General features: G+C 69.6%; 18 protein-coding genes. 9 read left to right on the plus strand and 9 right to left on the minus strand.

What is annotated here, in order from left to right; translation table 11 throughout:
• Positions 1–80 precede the first annotated feature (80 nt).
• The 3 genes from CVH10_RS15160 (at position 81) to CVH10_RS15170 (ending at position 2806) form a co-directional block, all read left to right on the plus strand.
• Positions 81–1043 carry a DUF1722 domain-containing protein gene (locus tag CVH10_RS15160; protein WP_035596872.1) on the plus strand — a complete coding sequence of 321 codons (963 nt, stop codon included), beginning with the start codon at positions 81–83 and terminating at the stop codon, positions 1041–1043.
• Positions 1033–2232, plus strand: a complete 1200-nt coding sequence (locus CVH10_RS15165; RefSeq protein WP_106489133.1) for a methyltransferase — start codon at positions 1033–1035, stop codon at positions 2230–2232. Before CVH10_RS15160 ends, CVH10_RS15165 begins: the two co-directional genes overlap by 11 nt.
• A gap of 97 nt (positions 2233–2329) precedes the next feature.
• Positions 2330–2806 carry a GNAT family N-acetyltransferase gene (locus CVH10_RS15170; protein ID WP_035599963.1) on the plus strand — a complete coding sequence of 159 codons (477 nt, stop codon included), beginning with the start codon at positions 2330–2332 and terminating at the stop codon, positions 2804–2806.
• Between the two features lie 78 nt (positions 2807–2884).
• Here CVH10_RS15170 and CVH10_RS15175 read toward each other — a convergent pair whose 3' ends face one another.
• From CVH10_RS15175 to CVH10_RS15195, 4 genes are all read right to left on the minus strand, one after another.
• Positions 2885–3355, minus strand: a complete 471-nt coding sequence (locus CVH10_RS15175; protein ID WP_035599958.1) for an aminoacyl-tRNA deacylase — start codon at positions 3353–3355, stop codon at positions 2885–2887.
• Positions 3356–3487: 132 nt separating this feature from the next.
• The gene (locus CVH10_RS15180) at positions 3488–4210 is read right to left on the minus strand and encodes a hypothetical protein (protein ID WP_106489134.1); all 723 of its coding nucleotides are present in this window, start codon (positions 4208–4210) and stop codon (positions 3488–3490) included.
• 188 nt (positions 4211–4398) lie between these two features.
• Entirely contained in the window at positions 4399–4827 is a 429-nt protein-coding gene (locus tag CVH10_RS15185) for a secondary thiamine-phosphate synthase enzyme YjbQ (protein WP_081945893.1), read from the minus strand.
• Positions 4828–5189: 362 nt separating this feature from the next.
• Positions 5190–6083: a LysR family transcriptional regulator gene (locus tag CVH10_RS15195; RefSeq protein ID WP_035599204.1), complete on the minus strand. Its 894-nt coding sequence runs from the start codon at positions 6081–6083 to the stop codon at positions 5190–5192.
• Positions 6084–6250: 167 nt separating this feature from the next.
• On the opposite strand from CVH10_RS15195, the gene CVH10_RS15200 reads away from it, so the two are divergent.
• Complete coding sequence (locus CVH10_RS15200; RefSeq protein ID WP_106489135.1) at positions 6251–7438, plus strand: MFS transporter; 1188 nt, start codon at positions 6251–6253, stop codon at positions 7436–7438.
• A 12-nt stretch (positions 7439–7450) separates the two neighbouring features.
• On the opposite strand, the gene CVH10_RS15205 is transcribed toward CVH10_RS15200, so the two are convergent.
• Positions 7451–8464 carry a serine hydrolase gene (locus CVH10_RS15205; RefSeq protein WP_035599210.1) on the minus strand — a complete coding sequence of 338 codons (1014 nt, stop codon included), beginning with the start codon at positions 8462–8464 and terminating at the stop codon, positions 7451–7453.
• A 38-nt stretch (positions 8465–8502) separates the two neighbouring features.
• Here CVH10_RS15205 and CVH10_RS25340 point away from each other — a divergent pair, with 38 nt between their 5' ends.
• A complete protein-coding gene (locus tag CVH10_RS25340) occupies positions 8503–8733 on the plus strand; it encodes a hypothetical protein (RefSeq protein WP_146142940.1) in 231 nt (76 codons plus the stop codon).
• Between the two features lie 79 nt (positions 8734–8812).
• Here CVH10_RS25340 and CVH10_RS15210 read toward each other — a convergent pair whose 3' ends face one another.
• From CVH10_RS15210 to CVH10_RS15225, 4 genes are all read right to left on the minus strand, one after another.
• On the minus strand, positions 8813–11158 hold the full coding sequence (locus CVH10_RS15210) for a molybdopterin cofactor-binding domain-containing protein (protein WP_106489136.1): 2346 nt from the start codon (positions 11156–11158) through the stop codon (positions 8813–8815).
• Positions 11155–11622: a (2Fe-2S)-binding protein gene (locus tag CVH10_RS15215; protein WP_035599216.1), complete on the minus strand. Its 468-nt coding sequence runs from the start codon at positions 11620–11622 to the stop codon at positions 11155–11157. Before CVH10_RS15215 ends, CVH10_RS15210 begins: the two co-directional genes overlap by 4 nt.
• Before the next feature lie 72 nt (positions 11623–11694).
• Positions 11695–12360, minus strand: a complete 666-nt coding sequence (locus tag CVH10_RS15220) for a carboxymuconolactone decarboxylase family protein (RefSeq protein WP_369335819.1) — start codon at positions 12358–12360, stop codon at positions 11695–11697.
• 261 nt (positions 12361–12621) lie between these two features.
• Entirely contained in the window at positions 12622–13515 is an 894-nt protein-coding gene (locus tag CVH10_RS15225) for a LysR family transcriptional regulator (RefSeq protein WP_035599222.1), read from the minus strand.
• Positions 13516–13624: 109 nt separating this feature from the next.
• Between CVH10_RS15225 and CVH10_RS15230 the strand changes: the two genes are divergently transcribed.
• From CVH10_RS15230 to CVH10_RS15245, 4 genes are all read left to right on the plus strand, one after another.
• The gene (locus CVH10_RS15230; protein ID WP_106489138.1) at positions 13625–14266 is read left to right on the plus strand and encodes an NADPH-dependent F420 reductase; all 642 of its coding nucleotides are present in this window, start codon (positions 13625–13627) and stop codon (positions 14264–14266) included.
• 108 nt (positions 14267–14374) lie between these two features.
• Complete coding sequence (locus tag CVH10_RS15235) at positions 14375–15124, plus strand: dihydrofolate reductase family protein (RefSeq protein WP_219924711.1); 750 nt, start codon at positions 14375–14377, stop codon at positions 15122–15124.
• 156 nt (positions 15125–15280) lie between these two features.
• Positions 15281–15751: a cupin domain-containing protein gene (locus CVH10_RS15240; protein ID WP_181244420.1), complete on the plus strand. Its 471-nt coding sequence runs from the start codon at positions 15281–15283 to the stop codon at positions 15749–15751.
• Positions 15751–17124 (plus strand): MFS transporter, encoded by a 1374-nt coding sequence (locus tag CVH10_RS15245; RefSeq protein ID WP_106489140.1) that lies wholly within the window; start codon positions 15751–15753, stop codon positions 17122–17124. Before CVH10_RS15240 ends, CVH10_RS15245 begins: the two co-directional genes overlap by 1 nt.
• The last annotated feature ends 8 nt before the right edge of the window (positions 17125–17132 follow it).

A 17132-nucleotide genomic window follows, 5' to 3' on the forward strand; every position in this document is an offset into this window, starting at 1 on the left:
CGCACTCGCGAGGCGAGGAGCGCGGCGTTATCCTGTGCGCATTCACCTTTGCATCCCCGCCAGGGCCAAGGAGGCTCGTCATGACGTCGCATCCGCAAGAGGGCATTCCGGTCGGTATCAGCGCCTGCCTGACCGGCCAGGAAGTGCGCTACAACGGTGGCCACAAGCGGTCCCGCTACTGCCTGCAGGTGCTCGCGGAGCGCTTCGCGTTCGAGCCTTTCTGCCCGGAGCTGGCCGCCGGCCTGGGCGTGCCCCGGGAACCGATTCGCCTGGTCGGCAAGGTCGGCGAGACGCCGCGGGTCAAGGGCACCGTCGATGCCTCGCTTGACGTCACCGAGCGCCTTGAAGAGGTCAGCGAGTCCTTCATCGAGGCGCATCGTCACCTGCGCGGCTTCGTGCTGATGAAGGGCTCGCCGACCTGCGGGCTCGAGCGGGTCAAGGTCTACCATCCCAACGGCATGCCCAGCCACGCCGACTCCGGCGCCTTCGTGCGTGCCATGCGTCGCGACTATCCGGAGCTTCCGCTCGAGGAGGAGGCGCGGCTCAACGATCCGGTGCTGCGTGAGAATTTCATCACCCGGGTCTACGCCCTGGACGACTGGAAGCGTAGCGTGGAACCCTCTCCCAGCCGTCACGCCCTGCTGCAGTTCCACAGCCGCCAGAAGTTCCTGCTGATGGCCCATCGCGTCGAGACCTATCGCGAGCTGGGGCGCTACCTGGGCGAGGCGCATGACGTGCCGTTGGAAGAGGCCATGACCCACTATCTGCGGCGCTTCATGGCGGCGCTGTCTCAGCCTGCCACCCGCAAGTCCCATACCAATGCGCTGATGCACGTGATGGGCTACCTCAAGCGCGCACTGGACGGCGACACCCGCCAGGATCTGCTGGCCGCGGTGGAGGAATATCGCCTCCAGCAGGTGCCGCTGGCAGTGCCCATGCGGCTGCTCAATCACTATATCCAGCGCCACGGTTCCGACTACATCCGCGCTCAGTCCTACCTGCAGCCGCATCCCTACGAGCTCGGCCTGCGCAATGCCATCTGAGCCGGCCCTCGAGGCACGCTTCCACGCGCTGACCGAGCGGCTGGCCGAATGGCAGGCGCTATGGCGGCCGCTGCCCTTCCAGCACCGTGGCGTGCCCTGGGGCGAGCGTGCTCCGGGGCTCGCCGAGGCGCTGCTGGCTCTGTCCGACGACGAGGCCGAGCGCCTCCAGGCCAGGCCCTTCGACGCCTCGCCGCTGGCGGCATGGTTGCCGGTCGATGCGCTGGCCGAGGCGGTCGACCTGCCGGATCTGGTTTCTGGCGAAGAGGCGCTGCCGGCGAGCTGGGGCGAGGGCATCGGCGCGCGCAAGTGGCGTCAGATCCAGGCCTTCGCCGGCTGCGTGGCATCGGACGACGACGAGTCGCTGCTGGAATGGTGCGCCGGCAAGGGCCACCTGTCGCGGACCCTGGCCCGGCGGGACGGCCGGCCGGTCACCGGCCTGGAGTGGCAGGCGTCGCTGTGCGAAGCGGGGCAGGTCCTGGCCGAGCGCCAGGGTCAGCCGGTGACTCTTTACCGCCAGGACGTGCTGGCCGAAGGCGCCGGCGACTGGCTGGCGCCGGGCCGGCGCGTGGCGGCGCTGCACGCCTGCGGCGACCTGCACGCCCGGCTGCTCGAGCTGGCCGCCGAGCGCGGCGCGGCGGTGACGCTGGCGCCCTGCTGCTATCACCGCACCGAGGCCGTCGACTACCGTGCGCTGTCGAACCGGGGCAGGGCACTGATGGCCGAGCACGGCCTGACGCTATCGCGTGAGGACCTGGCCATGGCGGTGCAGGAGACGGTCACGGCACCGCAGGGCGTACGGCGACATCGTCGGCGCGCCAACGCCTGGCGGTTGGGCTTCGACCGCCTGCAGCGGGAGGTGCGCGGCCGCGATGAATACCTTCCCGTGCCCAGTTGCGCCTACGGCAGGCTTCCCGGCGACTTCGCCGGCTTCTGCCGCTGGGCGGCCGAAAGCAAGGGTGTCACACTGCCCGAGGAGGTAGACTGGGCCCCCTTCGAGACCGCCGGCTGGCGGCGCCAGGCCGAGGTGGAGCGTCTTGAACTGGTGCGCCATCTGTTTCGTCGGCCGCTCGAGGTCTGGTTGGTACTGGACCGAGCCTGGCGACTGGTCGAGGCCGGCTATCGGGTGCGCCTCGGTACCTTCTGCGAACGCGAACTGACGCCACGCAATCTGCTGCTCGAGACGCGCTGAGCCGTCGCGCCTCGGGCGTGTACAACGATAACGACATCGACCCGCCATGAAGAACATCGCGCCCGACAAGACAGACAAGACCGACAAGGAAGTGCTCATGTCCGATTCCCCCTGCCTGATCCGCCCGCTCCAGATGAGCGACAAGCCGGAATGGGCACGCCTGTGGCAGGACTACCTGGCCTTCTATGACACCGAGCTTCCCGAGGCCGTCTACGATCACACCTTCGAGCGGCTGCTGGCCGTCGGCGAGAGTGAGCCCGGGTGTTTCGTGGTGGACGTGCGAGAGGCCGACGGGCAGGAGACGCCGGCCCTCGCGGGGCTCGTCCACTACCTCTATCACGCGCACTGCTGGAAGCTGGGGCCGGTCTGCTACCTGCAGGACCTGTTCGTCGATCCCCGCTATCGCGGCAAGGGGCTGGGGCGCCGGCTGATCGAGCGCGTCCATGGCCAGGCCGGTGAGGACGGCGTCACGGACATCTACTGGATGACCCAGGAGTTCAACGAGCCGGCGCGTCGTCTCTACGACCGGGTCGGGGCGCTGACACCCTTCATCAAGTACGTGCGCAGCGCCTGAGCGAGCACCGTTTCGAGCCCACATGAATCGGCCACGCCCCAAGGGGCGTGGCCGATTGTCGTGTCGCGTGACGGCGACTCAGTGGGGGCGACTGAAGGCGCCGTGCCGGCTGCCGGTCATCAGGCGCTCGAACTCGTTGCCGCTCATGTGCACCAGCGTCTCGTGGTCGCCGGCATCGAAGTAGATATCGGGCTGGTGACGAAGCTGGTCATCGAGATAGACCTTCAGGCCATAGGCCTGGCCCACGGCGATGGTCGCGCCGGGGTCACAGTCGTCGAACTCGCGCTGGATCTCCTCCTCGGAAGCCAGTTCGAAGTGCTCATGGAACAGCTGTGAGAGTTTCTCCAGGTCCGCATCCCGGGTGCTGGGCACCACGGCGACGCGATATCCCTGGTCGCCGTGCAGCATGACGGCCTTGGCCATCTGGTGGCCGCCGACGTGGGACATCTCGGCGATGCGGCTGGTGGAAACCGCGTGTGGGTGAGTGACCTCCTCATAGTCGATGTCGCAGGCGCGGAGGTACTCCCTGATCGTCATCGGCATGGCCATGACGTGCTCTCCTTCGGCCTCGCGGGCCGAGCCATCGATTGCCGCGCCTCCCTGCCTGGCAGGCGTGTCTTCCTGACTTCAAGCATAGTCCGCGACGGCGTGCGTATCAGCCCATGGTAGCCGTCTGCCCGCTCAGGGTGCCGGACGCGTCAGCCGGCGGCGCTGTTCCTCGTCGAGCAGGTCGAACAGCGACTGCTGAAGCCGGTGCTGTTCCTGCCACATCTGCTGCTGCATCTCCGACATGCGGGTCCTGGCGTCGGCCACGGCCTGCGGATCGTAGTCGCTACCTGCCTGGCTCTGCCTCAACAGCTGCTGGCGCAGCGACATCATTTCGCCGCCGCGCTCGGCCTGTTGACGATGGAACTCCTCCATCAGGGTCTTCGCCTGACGACGCTGGTCGTCGTCCATCAGCGCCCAGGCACCGGGGCCGACGCCCGGTCCGTCGCCACCCATCATGCCGGGCCCCATGCCCTGGCCGTAGCCGCCCATCATGCCGGGCCCCATGCCCTGGCCATAGCCGCCCATCATGCCGGGCCCCATGCCCTGGCCATAGCCGCCCATCATGCCGGGCCCCATGCCCTGGCCGTAGCCGCCCATCATGCCGGGCCCCATGCCCTGGCCGTAGCCGCCCATCATGCCGGGTCCCATGCCCTGGCCGTAGCCGCCCATCATGCCGGGTCCCGTGCCCTGGCCGTAGCCGCCCATCATGCCGGGGCCCGTACACGGGCCGTAGCCGCCCGAGGCGCCGGGGTCCCGGTCCTGAGCATGGCCGCCATGGGCGATGGCGAGCGGGCTGGCGAGCGTGGCGGCGGCCAGCAGCGTGAACAGCGTGCGATGAACGTAACGGCGTGGCATGGCGTCTCTCCTGTCGGGCCGGCAGGAAAAAACAGCGGGATGGCGTGGTCCGGCCCTGTTTCCGGAGCATAGTGCCAGCGGCCGGCAGCGCCCTTGATGCGCGTCAAGGGCGTGGCGAATCGGAAAGCCTTGGGTTGCCCATAGCTTTTTGATTTTCAATGAGGTTTTGGGTCGATGACAGCGACTCGTCAGCCCTGGCGACCGTTGAGGGTGGCGACCAGTCGCCGGCTGCCACCGTGGTCGCGGTGTTCGCCGAGATAGAGTCCCTGCCAGGTGCCGAGAGCCAGTCGACCGTCGCGTATCGCCAGGGTCAGCTGGGTGCCGAGCAGGCTGGCCGCCACGTGGGCGGGCATGTCGTCCGGCCCCTCGATGGTGTGCCTGAAGTAGGGCAGGTCGCCCGGCACCAGGTCGCGCAGGAAGGCGTCCAGGTCGTGGCGCACGTCCGGGTCGGCGTTCTCGTTGAGGGTCAGCGAGGCGGAGGTGTGCAGCAGCTGCAGATGCAGCAGGCCGACGTCGAGCTCGGCCAGCGCCGGCAGCTGACGGGTGATCTCGTCGGTGATCAGGTGAAAGCCCCGGGCGCGAGGGGCAAGGCGGATCTCGTGCTGGTCCCAGATCATGGCGGTCTCCCCTTGGATGGCGAAAGGGCGGTCAGCATAGGCGAGACGCCTCCGCCATCATACCCGGGAACAGGACCGGAGTAGAAAGGGCTAAAGAAGAACGCGCCAGGCCCGCGGTGGTGTCATGAGCGGGCCCGGGAGGGGAAGGCCCGGGCCGTGGCCAGGCCCATGCCGGAGGCGGCTTCGGTGACGAGGGCGACCTTGCCGGAGACATCGTAGCTCACGCCCATGGGGCTCGTGCTCCTGAATGCGGGTAAGGGAGCCTACCCCACGGTGCACGTCGTTCTGCGCCAGGGAACGTGTCTGCGGCGATATCGGTCATCAACAGGCGTGATGAATGGGCGCCGATCGCGGCCCGCACCTCACTCGCGATAGCGCAGTCGATCGATCACCAGGCGCAGGGCAGAGCTGACCTGGCGGCGGCCGGAGTAGAACAGGTGATAGCCGTCGAAGGGCGGGCACCAGTCCGCCAGCATCCGACGTAGGCTGCCGTCCTCGATCGCCTGGCTGACCTCCGGCTCGGTCACGAAGGCGATGCCGTGGCCGGCCCTGGCGGCCTCGATGCACACGCCGCTGTCGCTGAACACGAAGGGGCCGGCCACCTTCTTGACGATTTCTTCCTCGCCGCGCTCGAACTCCCACTCGTAGGCGGGCGCGTGGGGGCTGAAGCGAAGCGACAGGCAGTCGTGGGCGTCCAGGTCGTCGGGGTGGTGGGGCACGCCGCGGGTCGCGAGATAGCCGGGCGAAGCGACCGCCGCCATGCGCAGGGGCGGGCCGACCTGCACGGCGATCATGTCGGGGCCGACGTACTCGCCCAGTCGCACCCCGGCGTCGAAGCGGTCGCCGGCCAGGTCAGAGAGGTGCGGGTCGAGGTTCAGCTCGATCTCGATCTCCGGGTAGTCGCGCACGACCTGCGACAGCACCGGCATCAGCAGCGTCTGGGCGGCGGCCTTGCTGGCGGTGAGGCGTACCCGGCCGCTGGGCGAGTCGCCGAGATGGCGCAGCTCCTCGAGGCGTGCCTCGATCTGTCCGAAGCCGGGGCGCAGCGTGGCCAGCAGCTTCTCGCCGGCATCCGTGGTCGAGACGTGCCTGGAGGAGCGATGCAGCAGCCTCAGGCCGACGGAGGCCTCCAGCCGTCGCACCGCATGGCTGACGGCGGACTGCGAGATGTCCAGCCGCACGGCGGCGCGGGTGAAGCTGCGCTGCTCCGCGACGTGCATGAAGACGGTCAGGTCGCCCAGTGTTTCGCGCTTCATCGATGAATCCCCTAGCATGAACGGCGAGTTTATCCGCTCGATCGGCCGCCATCATCCGCTCATCCATGCGTCAGATTCATGGGTGCGATGAGCCGGAGACGATTGTGGGCGGCGCAGGCGGCCGGTAGCGTGGCGGGCCTCGCATCTCACCAAGGAAAGGAATCTCCATGACCGCCCGGTCCTCGACCCTGTCGCCCGCGCAGCAGACCGCTGCGTGGGGCGCCGTGTTTTCCATGTCCTTGTGCGTCGCCACGCTGATCGCCGCCGAGTTCATGCCGGTCAGCCTGCTGACGCCCATCGCCGACGGCCTGGGCGCCACCGAGGGCCAGACCGGCCAGGCGGTGTCGATCAGCGGCTTCTTCGCGGTGGCGGCGAGCCTGCTGATGACCACCCTGGCCGGGCGCCTTAACCGCAAGTGGGTGCTGCTCACCATCACCACCCTGATGCTGATCTCGCTGGCGCTGATGGCGTCCGCGCCGAGCTTCGGCGTGCTGATGCTGTCCCGCGCGCTGCTGGGCCTCTGCATCGGCGGTTTCTGGTCGCTGGCGACGGCGGTGATCATGCGTCTGGTGGACGCCGAGCACGTCGCCCGGGCGCTGGCGATCATGTACACCGGCCAGGCCATCGCTGCCGCCTTCGCCGCGCCGATCGGCAGCTATCTGGGCGGCATCATCGGCTGGCGAGGAGTGTTCTGGATACTGGTGCCGATCGTGGCGGTGAATCTGATCTGGCAGTGGGCGGCCCTGCCGCCGCTGCCTGCCAACCAGCGCCAGACCTTCCGCTCGCTGATGGACGTGCTCAAGCGCCCTTATTTCGCCAGGGGCATCGCCGCGGTGGTGTTCTGCTTCTCCGGTGCCTTCGCGATGTTCACCTATCTGCGTCCCTTCCTGGAGGGCGTGACCGGCGTCGACGTGACGATGCTCACGGCGATGTTCCTGGTGCTCGGCTGCGCCGGCTTCCTCGGTACCTGGGCGGGGGGGCGGCTCGCCAATCGGCATGTCGTGCGGCTGCTGCAGGCGGTGCCGCTGCTGATGGGGCTGGTGACGCTCGGCCTGCTCGGCTTCGGCGAGCGGCCGGTCGTAGTGGCGGTGCTGCTCGCCATCTGGGGCGCCATGAACACGGTGATGTCGATCGCCTGGATGGCCTGGCTGTCGCAGAACCTGGACGACGCCCCGGAGGCCGCCGGCAGCCTGGTCGTCGCCGCCATCCAGGCCGCGATCCTGCTCGGCGCCGCCTTCGGCGGCTCGCTGCTGGACCACTTCGACATCCAGGCGACCTTCCTCGGCAGCGTCGCGCTCTCCGCCCTGTCGCTGCTCCTGATCGGCAGCGGCCGCCGGCTGCTCAAGGTCGGCTGAGCGACCGAGCGCTCAGGCGAGGTCCCCGTCGGCCAGGCGCAGGACGGGGCCCTCCAGCAGCCGCATCAGCTCGCCGAAATAGCCGGCCGAGCGCGCCGGCCGGTTCGGGTCGGAGGTGATGGCGACGGCCAGGTCGCGCTCGCGATGCGCGGCGATGATCTGGCCGCCATAGCCTCGGGCAAGCACGTAGCCGCTGTCGGTGAGGAACCAGCCATAGCCGTAGCCCATGCCCGAATAGGGCGAGCGTGCACGGGGCTCGAGGGAGCGACGAAGCCAGTCGGCGGGGATCACCTGCCGGCCGTCGACGCGACCATCGTCGCAGATCATCCGAGCTATCGACAGCATGGCCCGCGGCGTCAGCGCCATGCCGTTGCCGCCGAGATAGTAGCCCCGCGGGTCGCGCACCCAGGGCGGGATCTCGAACCCCATCGGCGCGCCCAGTCGCCGGCGCGCCAGGTCGAGCAGGCTCTGTCCCGAGGCCTCGGCGAGGGCGGCGCCCAGCACGTGGGTGGTGCCGGTCGAATAGATCATCCGGCCGCCGGGCGACGCCACCATGGGGCGGGTCAGGGCATCGTCCAGCCAGTCGGAAGAGGCCACCCAGGCGCCGTAGTTTTCTCCCGAGGTGCTCTCGAGCCCGGCGCGCAGCGTGACCAGGTCCTCGAGCGTGATGTCCTCGACGCCCTCGGAGGCGTCCGCGGGCACGATCCCCGGCGCGACGTCGATCAGGCGGCTGTCGACGGAGGGGATCTCGCCCTCGGCGATGCAGGTGCCCAGCAGCAGCGCCACCACGCTCTTCGAGCACGACTTGATGGGAGCCAGCGCGTCGAGTCCGGGGCCCCGCGGTGCCTCGGCGACCAGCAGTCGACCGCCGCGCTGGACCTGGAGCGAGTGCAGCTGGTCGAGGCCGTCCAGGGCCCGGTCGAGGCGGTCGTCCCGCTGGCCGAACGCCGTCGTGGCGAAGCGTGCCGTCAGCGGCGCGGCGAGGCCCGCGAGAGCCAGCCGGTGGAAGGTGCGGCGGGTGATCATCAGGCGCTGTCCCTGTCGCAGTAGAGTGGAGAGGGCCCGTGACGGGTGATCGATATCGGCCACCGTTGTGGCTTGTTAGTGGATCGCGGCTCCGCCGCCGGGTTCCGGTGCCGGTCACGTCGATCATCGATGATCACGTCGACCCGATTACGTGGGAGCGGCTGGATGCCTTCTTCGACGATCATCTCGACGGAGTCTTCGGCCTGAAGAGCCGACGTCGAGAGCATGGGCACGCCGGTGGCGTGCCCCTTGTCGTGTGGCGTCCGTGACACCGTGCACGATGGCTCGGGGCCAGCGAAGAGGGAAGGACGGATGGGCCCTCGCTAGAGGGCCCATGCCGTGGGCGTGTCAGCTCGCCAGCTGATTGCCCACCGGCAGGCGGCGGATGCGCTTGCCGGAGGCGGCGTGGATGGCGTTGCACAGCGCCGGCGCCACCGGCGGCAGCCCCGGCTCGCCGACGCCGCCCATGGCGACCTCGGGATCGTCGTTGATCAGGTGCACGCGGGTCTCCTTGGGCGCGTTCGACATGCGCGGGACCTGGTACTGGTGGAAGTTGTCCTGCTCGATGCGTCCGTCGCTGGCGGTGACCTCGCTCTGCAGGGCGATGCCGATGCCCATGATGCAGGACCCCTCCATCTGCGCGCGGATGCGTTCGGGATTGACCTGGGGGCCGCAGTCGAAGGCGATGTCGGCGCTGTGAATGGTCAGCTCGCCGCCATCCCCGACCTCCACGTCGAACACCACGGCGGCGTAGGACACGAAGCTGTGGTGCACGGCCAGGCCCAGGCCGCGGCCCGCGGGGCGCTCGCGATCCCACTCGGCCGCCGCGGTGGCGGTCTCGATCACCTGACGCAGCCGGCCGACGTCGATCGGGTAGCGCTCGGGGTTCTCGCCGTAGTTCCAGCTCTCGCCGATCTCCCGCGGGTCGATCCGGCGCGCCGGGCCGAGCAGCTCGAGCAGGTAGTCGCGGTGGTCGCGCCCGGCGGCCTCGGCCAGCTCGGCGGCGAAGCTCTGGATGGCGAAGGCGTGGGGCAGGTTGAACACCGAGCGGAACCAGCCGATGCGCACGTGGGCCTCGGCCTCGGGGTTCTCCAGGCGGATGGCGGGGATGTCCAAGGGCAGGGTGTTGAAGCCCATGCCGAGCTCGAACGCCTGCTTGTGCTCGGGGTCCTCGGCGAACAGCGAGCCGATGCTCGGCGACAGGGTGCGGTGGCGCCAGCCGACCGCCTTGCCGTCGGCATCCAGGCCCGCCTCCAGCCGATCCAGCGATACCGCGTGGAAGTAGGCGTGGTGGATGTCGTCCTCGCGGGTCCACTGCAGGCGCACGGGTCGCCCCTCGAATTCGCCGGCCAGGCTGGCGGCCTCGAAGATGTAGTCTGGCTTGGACTTGCGGCCGAAGCCCCCGCCGAGCAGGGTCACGTGGACAGTCACGTTCTCGACGGGCAGGCCGAGCCGGCTGGCGACTCCCTCGCGCGCGGCCTGGGGATTCTGCACCGGCGCCCAGATCTCGGCGTGTCCGTCGACCACCTGGGCCAGCGCCACCGGCGGCTCCATGGGTGCTTGGGCCATGTGCGGCATGAAGTAGGTCGCCTCGACACGCGTCTCGGCGTCGCCGAGGGCGGCCTCGATATCGCCGTGGTCGCGGATGACCTTGCCCGGCGAGCGCGAGGCCGCCGCCAGGGTCTCGCGATAGGCCGCCGAGTCGTAGTCGGCGTTGTTGCCGGCGGGCTCGAGGTTCCATTCGAGCTTCAGCGCCTTGCGCCCCTCGATGGCCGCCCAGGTGTTGTCGGCCACCACCGCCACGCCGCCCAGCGGCTGGAAGCCGGCGGGCTGGCCGGTGCCCTCGACTGTCACCACGCGCTGCACGCCGGGCACCTCCAGGGCGGCGCCGTCGTCGACGCTGGCGAGCCGGGCGCCGTACACGGGCGGCCGGGCGATCACCGCGAACAGCATGTCGTCCCGGCGGACGTCGGCGCCGTATACGGCGCGGCCCTGGACGATGTCCTCGCCGTCGATGGCCAGCGGGCGGTCGACTGCGTCGCCGCTAAGCTCGCGGGTGGGGCCGGTCAGCTGGCCGATGTAGCGCCATTCGTCGCGGGACTTGAGGCGCAGGGTGTCGCGCTCCGGAACCGGCAGCTGGCTGGCCGCGGCGGCGAGCTCGCCGAAGCCGAGCTCCCGGCCGCTGGGCGCATGGACGACCACCTGGACGCCGGCCCGGCACTCGCCGGCCGGCACCTCCCACCGGGCGGCCGCCGCCTGCTCGAGCATGGTGCGCGCCGACGCCGCGGCCCGCCGCATGGGATCGAACCAGTGGCGCATGCTGCGCGAGCCGTCGGTGTTCTGGTTGCCGTACGTCTCCTCGTCGCCCGGCGCCTGCTCGACGCGGACGCGCTCCCAGTCGGCGCCCAGCTCGTCGGCGGCCACCATCACCAGACTGGTGCGGATGCCCTGGCCCATCTCGGCGCGATGGTTGACTACGGTGACCGTGCCGTCCGGGGCGATGTGGAGGAAGACGTTGGGGTTGTCCACCCAGCCGTGGGGCATGGCGTCGGCGCCGTACTGTTGTTCTTCCTCCTGGCCAAGGGCCAGGTCCCAGCGCGCGGCGAGCACCAGCGCGCCGGTGGCCGCCAGGCCCTTGAGCACGTGGCGGCGGCTGACGTTGGCCAGCAGCAGCGTGTCGCGAGTGTCACTCATGCCTGCTCCTCCTCGTGGCCGGCGGCGCGGTGGATCGCCTGCTGGATGCGCTGGTAGGTGCCGCAGCGGCAGATGTTGCCGCTCATGGCCTCGACGATCTGCTCGTCGCTGGGGTCCGGGGTCTGCTTGAGCAGCGCCGTGGCGCTCATGAGCTGGCCGCCCTGGCAGTAGCCGCACTGCGCCACGCCCAGGTCCAGCCAGGCCTGCTGGACCCGCTGGCCGGTGGCGTCCTCGGCCAGTGCCTCGATGGTGGTGATCTCGCGCCCCTGGACGGCGGAGATCGGCGTGATGCAGGAGCGCGTGGCCTGGCCGTCCAGATGCACCGTGCAGGCGCCGCACAGGCCCATGCCACAGCCGAACTTGGTGCCGGGCAGGTTCACCACGTCGCGCAGCGCCCAGAGCAGGGGCATTCGCTCGGGCACGTCCACGTCATGCTGCTGACCGTTGATCGTCAGGGTCACCATTCTTCTTCTCCTCTGGCTGTCATGTCGCAGGGATTCAGGCTAGCACGGCCAGCGCAGTGGCCATGGCTGGGGTCACTCGGCGCGTGACGCGAAGATCTCCTTGGCGACCGGCAAGGTGGAGAAGACGTTGGGCCAGCCGGCGTAGAAGGCCAGCTGGGTCAGCATCTCGGAGGCCTCGCCGCGCGTCAGGCCGTTGTCCATGGCGCGGTTGAGGTGGAAGCCGACCTGCTCGATCTTGCCGGCGGCGATCAGTGCGCTGACCGTGACCAGGCTGCGATCACGTGGGCTGAGGGCCGGGCGCAGCCAGAGGTCGCGGAAGAGCACGTCGGTGGTGTACTGGAGCACGCCATCGGACGAGCCGCCATAGGTCTCCTCGACGCTTGCCTCGCGGGCCTCCTCGGCCTCCACGTCGAGCGGCAGCAGCTCGGGGTCGGCGGAGGGCAGCCGGTCGGCGCCGATGCCGCGCTCGGCGAAGACGTCCTGGGCGACGGTGACCGCCGACATGGCATTGCCCCAGCCGGTGTAGAAGGCCAGGTGGGTGATGGTCTCGGAGATCACCGCCGGCTCGACGCCGTTGTCGAGGGCATGCTCGAGCTGGGCGCGGATCTCGACCCGATGGTTGCGGGCGATCACGGCCGCCAGGGAGACGACGCTGCGATCCCGGGTCGAGAGGCCCTCACGCTCCCACACTTCACCCAGCAGCAGATCCTCGGTGTAGGCCGCCAGGGCCGGTGACACGGAGGCGACGCCCTCGGCGGTGGGGGCTTCCGACGATGGATCGGCCGCACGTTCGTTCGCCTGGGCGGGCAGGACGACGGCCGCCGCAACGGCCAGCGACAGCAGCGAAGCGGGTACGAGTTTATGGGGATCTCCTTGTCATGGTTAGGCGCGGCCGTGGAGGCACGGTCGGTCAAGCTGACTCCAAGATGGCAAGCCCCGCCTTGAGTCGCAATCCTGATGCCCGGTAGCTGTTATGAAACTGGCTCATCAATGGCCATCTCATTCCTGATGCTGCAGCGCCTCGACGATGACCCGGAAGGCCAGCGAGGACTGGCGACGATGGGGATAGTAGAGGAAGTAGCCGGGGAAGGGCGGGCTCCAGTCCTCCAGCACCGGCACCAGGCGGCCGGCGTCGATGTCCTCGCGCACCAGGTTCTCCGGTACGTAGCCGAGGCCGTAGCCGGCCTGCGCGGCGCGAACCACGGGATAGATGGTATTGAAGGTGCACTGGCCGTCGACGCGGACCTTCAGCTCGCGCTCGCCCTTCTTGAACTCCCAGGCGTACAGGCCGCCGTGGGTCGGCAGGCGCAGGTTGATGCAGTCGTGGTCGGTCAGCTCCTGCGGGGCCTGCGGGATGGTGCGTCCCTCGAAGTAGCCCGGCGATCCGACCACCAGCATGCGAAAGTCGGGCCCGATACGCACCGCGATCATGCCCTCCGAGACCTGTTCGCCCAGCCGCACGCCGGCGTCGAATTTCTCGGCGACGATATCGGTCAGGCTGTAATCGGTGACGACCTCGACCTTGAGATCGGGGTAGTCCTTCAGCACCGGCGATAGCTTGGGCCAGATCACGCTGTTGGCGGCATGGTCGGTGGTGGTGATGCGGATGGTGCCGGCGGGGCGGTCACGCATCTCGACCAGCGCCTCGAGCTCTTCCTCGATCTGCGTGAAGTGCGGGGCGATGCGCTCGAGCACGCGTTCACCCTCCGAGGTCGGTGTCACCTTGCGCGTGGTGCGCGTCAGCAGGCGCACGCCCAGGCGGCCCTCGAGGCCGCGCACGGCATGGCTCAGCGCCGACTGGGACACGCCGATCTGCGCGGCGGCGCGGGTGAAGCTGCCGACCCGGGCGACGACCACGAAGGACATCAGGTCGGTGACGTTCTCTCTCAGCATTGATGAGTACCTTTCATAATTGCTATTCGATGGTAACAGCTTACTCATCGACTGACGGGCTGCTACGGTCGCAGACCTATAAGGCCATCACGAGTGAGGAGAAGTCGCGATGAAGATCGGCATACTCGGCGCCGGCCTGATGGGAGCCAAGCTCGGCACGATCTGGGCCCGGGCCGGTCATGACGTGACGTTCAGCTATTCGCGCCGTCCGGAGCGGCTCGAGCGCTTGGCCCGGGACGCGGGTGCACGCGCGGGCACGCCGGCCGAGGCCGTCGACGGCGCCGATGCCGTGCTGCTGGCGGTGCACTGGTCCCGGGTCGAGGACGTGCTGGCCCAGGCCGGTGATCTCGCCGGCAAGGTGGTGGTGAACTGCTGTGTGCCCCTCGACGCGCAGGACCGCGACCTGGTGGTCGGCACCACGACGTCGGGGTTGGAACAGCTCGCCGAGCGTCTGCCCAGGGCGCGGCTGGTCGCGGCCTTCAACACCTCGCCCAGCGAGGCGCTGTTTGGCGTCTTCGAGGCCCGCGACGACGCCTCGCCGCGGCCGCAGCTGCTCTACTATGGCGACGATGCCGGCGCCAAGGCGGTGGCCCGTGAGCTGATCGAGGACGTCGGCTACGAGCCCCTCGACGCCGGCGCGCTGCGCACGGCCCGTTTCGTCGAGCCCTTCGCCATGGTCACCGCGGAGCTCGCCTACGGCCAGCCTGGCGGGCCCGAGCTGGTCTATCGCTTCGAGCGCCTGGGTCGCTGAGGTCCGCCGGGCATTGATGATGCAGGCTCATAACTGCTAACGGCCGATAGCGATTTATCGATGATCGGGGCCCCACTAGGATCGGGGGCTATCGTGCCGATGTCTTTCTTGACGACCAGTGAGGTCAGCGCCGCCATGCGTCCCAGGATCACCTGCCACATGATCACCTCCCTCGACGGTCGACTGCACCCGGCGCGCTGGAGCGATCCGGGCGACGATCGCATCGACGACCTCGTCGGCACCCACTATGAGGCGGCGGCCGGCCGGATCGGCGCCGAGGGCTGGATCGTCGGCCGCCGGACCATGGCGGAATTCGTCGACCAGGACGCCGATCCCGAGCGCCTCGAGGCCCCGATGACGCGCCCGAATCATCTGGCCGAGCGTGGCGGGCGCGACCTGTGCGTGGCGATCGACCCGGCCGGCAGGCTGCGCTTCGACGCCGACCATATCGAGGGCGATCACGCGGTGGTGATCCTGTCCGAGCGGGTCACGGACGCCGCCCTCGCGCGTCTGCGTGTCGCCGGCGTGTCTTACCTGTTCGCCGGCCCGGACGGCGATCGCCTGACCTCGGCGCTGGATGCGCTCGGCGAGGCCTTCGGCGTCTCGCATCTGTTGCTCGAAGGCGGCGGCACCACCAACGGCGCCTTCCTCGCCGCGGGGCTCATCGACGCCTTCAGCACGCTGATCTGCCCGGCGCTCGACGGCCTGGCCGGGGAAGCGTCCATCGTCGAGCATGCCGGCCCCGCCGGCAGCCGGCCCGCCGCGGGGCAGCGCCTGCTGCTGGCCGCCTGCGAGCCGCTGTCGGGTGACGTCGTCTGGCTGCGGCATGACGTCGAGCGCGCCGAATCCGTGTCCTGATCCCCCATCATCCAGCGCCGGGGCGGTATTCCGCTGCCGCCTCGGCGTGACCGAGCGCCCCGCCATGGCGGGGGCACTCCGGCCAGGAACGGCCGGGCGCAGCACCGCGGCCATTCGGCCGCCTGACCATCACAATGCCAAGCAAGGAGACACAGCATGATCCGATTTAGCGCTATCGCCCTGACGGCGGCGCTGGCATCGACCAGCGTCTTCGCCCAGAGCATGGAAGTCATCAAGAACGGCACGCGCGACGGCTTCATTGGCCCGGACGACAAGTTCACCGGCAGCGCCTACATCGAGCCGGTGTTCGCCAACGAGGATCCCTTCGCCGTCAACGGCGGTAAGGTGACCTTCCTGCCAGGGGCTCGTTCCAACTGGCACACCCATCCGGCGGGGCAGGTGCTGGTGGTGATCGACGGTGCCGGCTGGGTCCAGGAAGAGGGCGAGGAAAAGCATCTCATGGAGCCGGGCGACGTGGTGTGGTGCCCGCCGGGCGTCAAGCACTGGCACGGCGCTACCGACACCACCGCGGTCACGCATATCGCCATTCAGCAGGTCGAGAACGGCGAGAACGTCACCTGGATGGAACCGGTCACCGATGAGCAGTACGGCGGCGAGACGCCGTAATGGAACTGGCTGAACGACAGGCGGGCGCCGACAAGGCGCTCGTCCTGACCATCGTGTCCGGGGCGACGATGCTCGCCCTGATGATCTTCACCGCGCCGCTGACGACGTTGGCGCCCACCGCCGATGCGCTGGCCGCCGGGCCGGGTGCCCAGGCCTGGATCCTCAGCGGCATGCCACTCGGGGCGGCGGCCGGCCTGCTGGGCGCCGGCGCCCTGGGGGACAATCACGGCCGACGCCTGGTATTCCTGTGGGGCCTGGCGATCATGTTTGCCGCCTCGCTGGCGGGCGCGCTGGCGCCCGAGGGCCTGACGCTGATCCTGTCGCGGGTGATACAGGGGGTCGGCAGCGCGGCGGTGCTCGCCTGTGGCCTGGGGCTGCTGGGCCAGGTGTTCGCCGAGACGCACGAGCGCATTCGCGCCACGGCCATCTGGGCCGCCGGGCTCGGCGCCGGCGTGGCCAGCGGGCCGATCTTCGCCTCGGCGCTGACCATGGCCGGAGGCTGGCGGGCCGCCTATGTCGGCACCGCCGTGCTCGCCGTGGCGCTGCTGGCGCTGGGGCGCCGCCGGCTGCCGGACACCGAGGCCAGCCCGAGCGATCGCGTGGACTGGCTCGGCAGCCTGCTGCTGGTCGGCGGCCTGGCGTGTCTGATGTCCGCGCTCACCGAGCTGCGCATCGGTTGGGCACGCCCCCTGCCGCTGCTGCTGGCCGCCGCGGGCGTGGCATTGCTTGCCGGTTTTGTCATCGTCGAGAAACGGCACCGCAATCCCATTCTCGACCTGTCGCTGTTCCGCCATGCCGACTTCGTGGGCGCGACCGTGGCGGCCTTCGCCTCGGGAGCGGGCATTCTCGCCCTGATGACCCTGGTGCCGACGCTGCTGCAGCGGTTCATGGGCACCGGTGCGCTGGCGGCGGCCTTCGTGCTGCTGGGCTGGTCGCTGACCAGCGTGGTCACGGCGCTCTCGGCGCGCTGGCTGCCGGCGGGCCTGACACCGCGGGCGATGATGATCGGCGGTCTCGTCGCCTGCGCCGCGGCCCAGCTGATGCTGTTCGGCCCCGAGCCCGACAGTTCGGCGCTGCGCTTCCTGCCGGGCCTGCTGCTGGCGGGTGCGGCCAACGGCATCCTCAATGCCGCCCTGGGCCGCCAGGCCGTGGCCAGCGTGCCGGCCAGCCGCACGGCCATGGGCAGCGGCGCCAACAACACCGCTCGTTATCTCGGTTCGGCCATCGGCATCACCCTGGGCGCGGTGCTGATCGCCCACGGTGAGGAGGTCGACGGCATGGCCGGGCTGGTGACCGGCTGGGATCAGGCCGTGGTGCTGTCGGCGGGCTTCTCGCTGCTGGGTGCCCTGGTGGTGGCCATTGCGCGAGACTGATGAGTGTC

Origin of the sequence: Halomonas sp. ND22Bw, assembly GCF_003011945.1 — a bacterium.
In the GTDB taxonomy this organism is placed as follows: domain Bacteria; phylum Pseudomonadota; class Gammaproteobacteria; order Pseudomonadales; family Halomonadaceae; genus Halomonas; species Halomonas halophila.